General features: G+C 65.6%; 4 protein-coding genes. 1 reads left to right on the forward strand and 3 read right to left on the reverse strand.

Annotated features, from left to right (window positions below; all coding sequences use genetic code 11):
* Nucleotides 1-1,122: PQQ-binding-like beta-propeller repeat protein (locus tag ACIQ42_RS16080; RefSeq protein WP_397423256.1), on the forward strand; the 1,122-nt coding region annotated here is incomplete at its 5' end.
* Between the two features lie 538 nt (nt 1,123-1,660).
* Here the strand turns inward: ACIQ42_RS16080 and phnX are convergent.
* The 3 genes from phnX to ACIQ42_RS16095 form a co-directional block, all read right to left on the reverse strand.
* Complete coding sequence (phnX, locus tag ACIQ42_RS16085) at nt 1,661-2,476, reverse strand: phosphonoacetaldehyde hydrolase (RefSeq protein WP_397423257.1); 816 nt, start codon at nt 2,474-2,476, stop codon at nt 1,661-1,663.
* Nucleotides 2,473-3,618 carry a TIGR03364 family FAD-dependent oxidoreductase gene (locus tag ACIQ42_RS16090; RefSeq protein WP_397423258.1) on the reverse strand — a complete coding sequence of 382 codons (1,146 nt, stop codon included), beginning with the start codon at nt 3,616-3,618 and terminating at the stop codon, nt 2,473-2,475. The genes phnX and ACIQ42_RS16090 overlap by 4 nt, the downstream gene beginning before the upstream one ends.
* A gap of 14 nt (nt 3,619-3,632) precedes the next feature.
* Nucleotides 3,633-4,813, reverse strand: a 1,181-nt coding sequence (locus ACIQ42_RS16095) for a TonB-dependent receptor domain-containing protein (RefSeq protein ID WP_397423259.1), incomplete at its 5' end; no start/stop codon positions are given.

Genomic DNA, 4,813 nt, shown 5'->3' on the forward strand with positions numbered 1-4,813 from the left:
GATTATACGGCCACCCAGCACATCATGGTCGCGGATCTGAAAATCGGCGGGACGGCGCGTCGGGTGGTCATGCAGGCGCCCAAGAACGGCTTCTTCTACGTTCTTGACGCTAAGACCGGGGCGCTGATTTCCGCCGAAAAGTTCGTGCCGGTTGACTGGGCCGAACGCATAGATCTGAAGACCGGGCGGCCTGTGGAAGTCGTTTCGGCACGCTACGAGAATGGCCAACGCTCGAACCAGATGGTCGGTGCGCTGGGGGGCCACAACTGGCACCCGATGGCCTTCAGCCCGAAGACCGGCCTGGTCTACATTCCGGCCCAGCATGCTCGGGGGAACTATGCCGACCCAGACAATTTCCGCTACGTACCTGGCGCATACAACACCGGCATGCGCCCCAACCCCGGCGGGCCCTCCGCCAAGCCGATTCCGCCCGCCGCATCCGGCCCCAGAAAGGGCGAACTGATCGCCTGGGATCCGGTGAGTCAGACAAAGCGCTGGAGCGTCGATTTCCCGCATATGGTCACCAGCGGGATCCTGGCAACAGACGGCGACTTGGTGTTCCACAGCGCCATGAACCGATTTAACGGCTACGACGCTGCCAGCGGAAAGCGGCTCTGGAGCTACGATATCGGCGTCAGCGCCATCGCCCCGGCGTCCACCTATGAGGTCGCCGGCGAGCAGTACCTGGCCCTGATGGTCGGCAGGGGTGGCGCGGGGGGCTACGACGCTCCGCGTCGGCCCGGACGATTGCTGGTGTTCAAGCTGGGCGGGACCGTGAAGCCGCCGCCCTATGCGGTCCCGGCGCAACTTGCGCCCCTCGACCTGAAACTGGCCACGCCCTCTGCCGGCGACGCTGATCGCGGCGCGATCATCTATGGAGCCCACTGCGGACGTTGCCATAGCAACGAGCCCTATTTCGTGCCCCTGGCGCGCTCACCATCCATTCTGGACCCGGAGGGTTTCAAGTCTATCGTGCTCGACGGCGCCATGAAGGCTGCCGGCATGGCGTCATTCCGCCGGTTTATCAATGACGCGGAAGCCGAGGACGTGCGCGCCTTCCTGCTCTGGCGGGCGAAGACCGCGCCGCCGCCGAAACCTACCGAGGCGGCGCACGCGCAATAGGTACCGCTTGGCGAAGTCCCGGCTCAGTTCGGTGCAGCTGGCCGGAGAGAGGGTGGCCAGGTGCCCGTAGTGATCGTGGCTACAGCCGACCAGGAGCTGGGTGGCGGGATCGCGGAATTAGGCGGCCTGGGGCACATCCACCGTTTCGTCGGCCACGACACCAAGTCGGCGTAATCCGGTCTAGCTACGCTTGTCTGAAAGCGGACGGCCTTAGTTTCCGCTGAGGGTCGCTTTTCCCCGTTGGGGTCGAGCCAACAAGCGGACGTTGGCATCCGGTTCCGCGAAGCAGACATCCGGAACGGACGAGAGGGGTCACAATCGGTCATTCCCGGCGCGGGTCTTCCTCGCCCAGGGCGCATTGTGCAAAACAACGGGGCACGTTTGGCCCAGGACCAGTCTCACCGCCTTCGGTGCAGGACAAACGTCAATAGAGTTTGCCGGAGAGAAACCTCCGCTCGACCGACAACACCCCTCTTGCAGTTATTCTGACAGGGTTCCGCTCGATGGGCTGACCCGGCGCGGACCGCAATGAGCTTGTTCAGACCGAAGGACGCTCTCCCGCCGCAATCCGGGCCTCGATCTGGGCGAGGGCGGGGGCGAGGTCGGCGACGCTGTCGATGACGTAGTCGGGTTTTGCGGCCTGCAGGCTCGCCCGCGCGTCGGCCAGACGCCGGGCGCGCTCAGGTTGTGACAGCGCCAGATAGGCCTCAAGGCCCAGCCCCATGGCGTTTCCCGACGCGGCTACACCGATCGTCCAGGCGCCGGCCGCGCGTCCCTCGGCGATGCCGACAGGGGCGTCGTCGACCTTGACGCAGGCGGTGATCGGCGCGGTGACGCCCATGTCCGACAGCGCCCGCAGCATGGGTTCGGCGGACGGCCGTCCGCGCGCCGTCTCGCCGGCGCAGATCACCACTTCGGGCCTGTATCCCTGGGCGGCGGCCTTCGGCAGGATGGCCTGCATCATGGCGCGCGTGTAACCGGTGCCCGACCCGACCCTGACGCCCGCCGCGAGCAGCGCCTCGAAGGCCTCGCGCGCGCCTGGAATGAGTTGTGCGCATTCGCCGGCGGCGGCGATCATAAGGGGCTCGACGGCACTGTGCAGCCGATCAATCTCGGCCTCGCCGGGCGCCTCGGCGTGCCGCGACAGCCAGGCCTCGCGCTGGCGCGGCATCTCAAGCAGGCGAGCGATGTGATCGCGCTTGGCCATCCCCATATCGAGGCGGACGTCCGCCTCCGAGACCTCGACGCCCTGGTCCAGCAGCACAGCCTGCAACGCCCTCACGGGCGCAAGGCAGCCGAAATCGACCATGGTTCCGGCCCAGTCGAAGATCACCACCTTTACGAGCCCGGTCATGCCGCCGCGCCCATCCGCACGCCGAAGAGGTCGCCAATCACCTCTTCGGCCAGGCCGAAGGCGGTCGAGGCCCCCGTTCCGCTGGTCACCATAACCAGGCGAACCGATGGTTCGGGCGCGTCGACGAAAGCCGGTTGATCTGCGACGGCATAGGTCCCGATCCATCGATCCAGCACGGGCGGCGGCGGCCCGAGCACGTGGGCGTATTCGTCAAGGATAAGGTTGTCGACGAGCGTGCTTGCGAAGGGTTCCGGCGTCTCGGCGTAGTGATGACTGTCACCGACCACGAGCGATCCGTCGGCGCTCTGGACCACGATCAGGTGAACGCCGTTCCGCAGGTGGTCGGCCTGTTCCAGTTCCAGCCGTCGCCGCAAGGCTGAAGCCTCGGGCAATTCAGCATAGCCCAGATAGCGAATGAGCCCCAGGTCGGACATAACGGCGCCGGGAAGGCGAAATCCCGGATCTGACAGACGCAGCATCTGCAGGCGGCAGCGCCGCACCTTGTGCGCCGCGATGCGCCCTGGAAACAGGGTGGCGAGGTCGTCTCCCGGGCAGACGACGAGTGCCTTCGCAGCGATCTCTCCGCGCGTGGTCTCCAGGCGTCCGCCGCCGGCGCCCAGCACCGCAACGCCGCGCAGGAACGCCACGCCGAAGGATTCTGCCAGCCAGGCCGCCAGTCGCGGGATCGCCGTGCGCGACTCGACGCGCAGTTCATGGGGACTCCATAGCGCGCCGGTAATGCTCGCGCCGATATGGGGCAGACGCGCCCGGGCTTCATCGGCGCCGAGCTGATCGCAGCTTGCGCCCATTTCGGACTGCAGAAAGGCGGCCACCAGCTCGCTGGACTCCGGACGCCGGGTCGCCAACAGCATGCCTCGCTGGACGATCTCGATCCCGGCTTGGGGTGCTATCTCGGCCCACACCTCGCGCGAACGCCTGGCCCTGGCCCAGGTTTCCCCCCGGGCCTGGCCCGTAACCGTGACGAACCCGAAGTTGCGAACGGAGGCGCCATTGGCCTGTGCGTCGCGGTCGACAACGACCACGCGCTTGCCCAGACGCGCAGCGGCCAGGGCGTGCGCCAAACCCACTATGCCTGCCCCTACGACCGCGACGTCGTAGGGACCCTGCAGACTTCCAGTCAACTCTACTCTCCGCCTCAGAACGCCATCGTCAGCGTGAAGGCGACGGTGCGCGGCGCACCCACGTTGTACCTCTGGGTGAACTCGTCAAGAACACCTCCGATATACTGTTCTTCCAGCAGATTGTTGACGACCAAACGGCCCTCCGCGTAACGGCCCTGCTCGCCCAGCGGAACTCGATAGCCGACCGAGAGATCCACCAGGGTGTAGGCCGACAGCTCCAGTGTCGCGGTGTTGGCCGCATCGCCCGGCGCTTCGCCGACCCGTCGCACGGACAGTTGGGCGGAGAAGTCCTCGCGCTTGTAGTTCAATACCCCGGCCAGGATGTATTCGGGCGTGCCGGACACCTTGGCGCCCTTCGCGACGATCAGAGGATTTCCGCCATAGCTCGCCGCCCGGAAGCCCGAGGTGTACTTGGCGTCGGTCACGGTGACCGCGCCATAGGCGCTGAGCTCGTCGGTGAGGCGCACATCGACGCTGCCTTCGAAGCCCATGCTTTCGACGCCGCCGTCGATGTTGAAGTAGGTGCCGCCGGTCCCTGCGGAATAGTTGATACCGCCGGTTCCGACCGCGAAGTCATTGGTCAGGAACACGATCGCATCGTCGTACTTGATCCGGTAGACGCTGGCCGCCGCGCGGATGCGATCGCCTGTGAAGCGGACGCCCGCCTCGATATTGGTGGCCACTTCCGGCTTGAGGTTGGTGAAGTCGGTGCCGGTCTTTTCCACCGCCCAGTCGCCGATCGCTGCGAAATTCTTGGAGTATCCCGCAAAGACCTGGATCTGGTCGGTGGCTTCGAAGACGACGCCGACGGACGGCAGGAACTCATTGCTGTCGGACTCGAACGCCGAGGCGGTGGTCGAGATCTGTTGGCCAGCGGCGTTGATGTTCCGATCCTCGACCGAGGCTCCTTCCACATCCACGAGATAGTGCTGAACGCCCAGGTCGATGGTGAGCTGATCGGTCACCTGCCAGGTGTCGGCGATATGGAACTTGAAGGAGTCGGTCTTGAAATTCTGTCGGAAGTCCTCGCGGTAGACGATGTTCGAGGCGATCGGTCCCCTGCGGATATCCAAGTAGGGATACCACTCGCGACCGAAATCACGGTCAAGGTGTTCGTACCAGACGCCGGCGCGAATCTTGTGCCCGCCCCATTCGTACTCGCCGCTCGCCACGAACACCTTGACCGTGATTTCGG

The organism is Phenylobacterium sp., from assembly GCF_044372605.1.
In the GTDB taxonomy this organism is placed as follows: Bacteria; Pseudomonadota; Alphaproteobacteria; order Caulobacterales; family Caulobacteraceae; genus Phenylobacterium.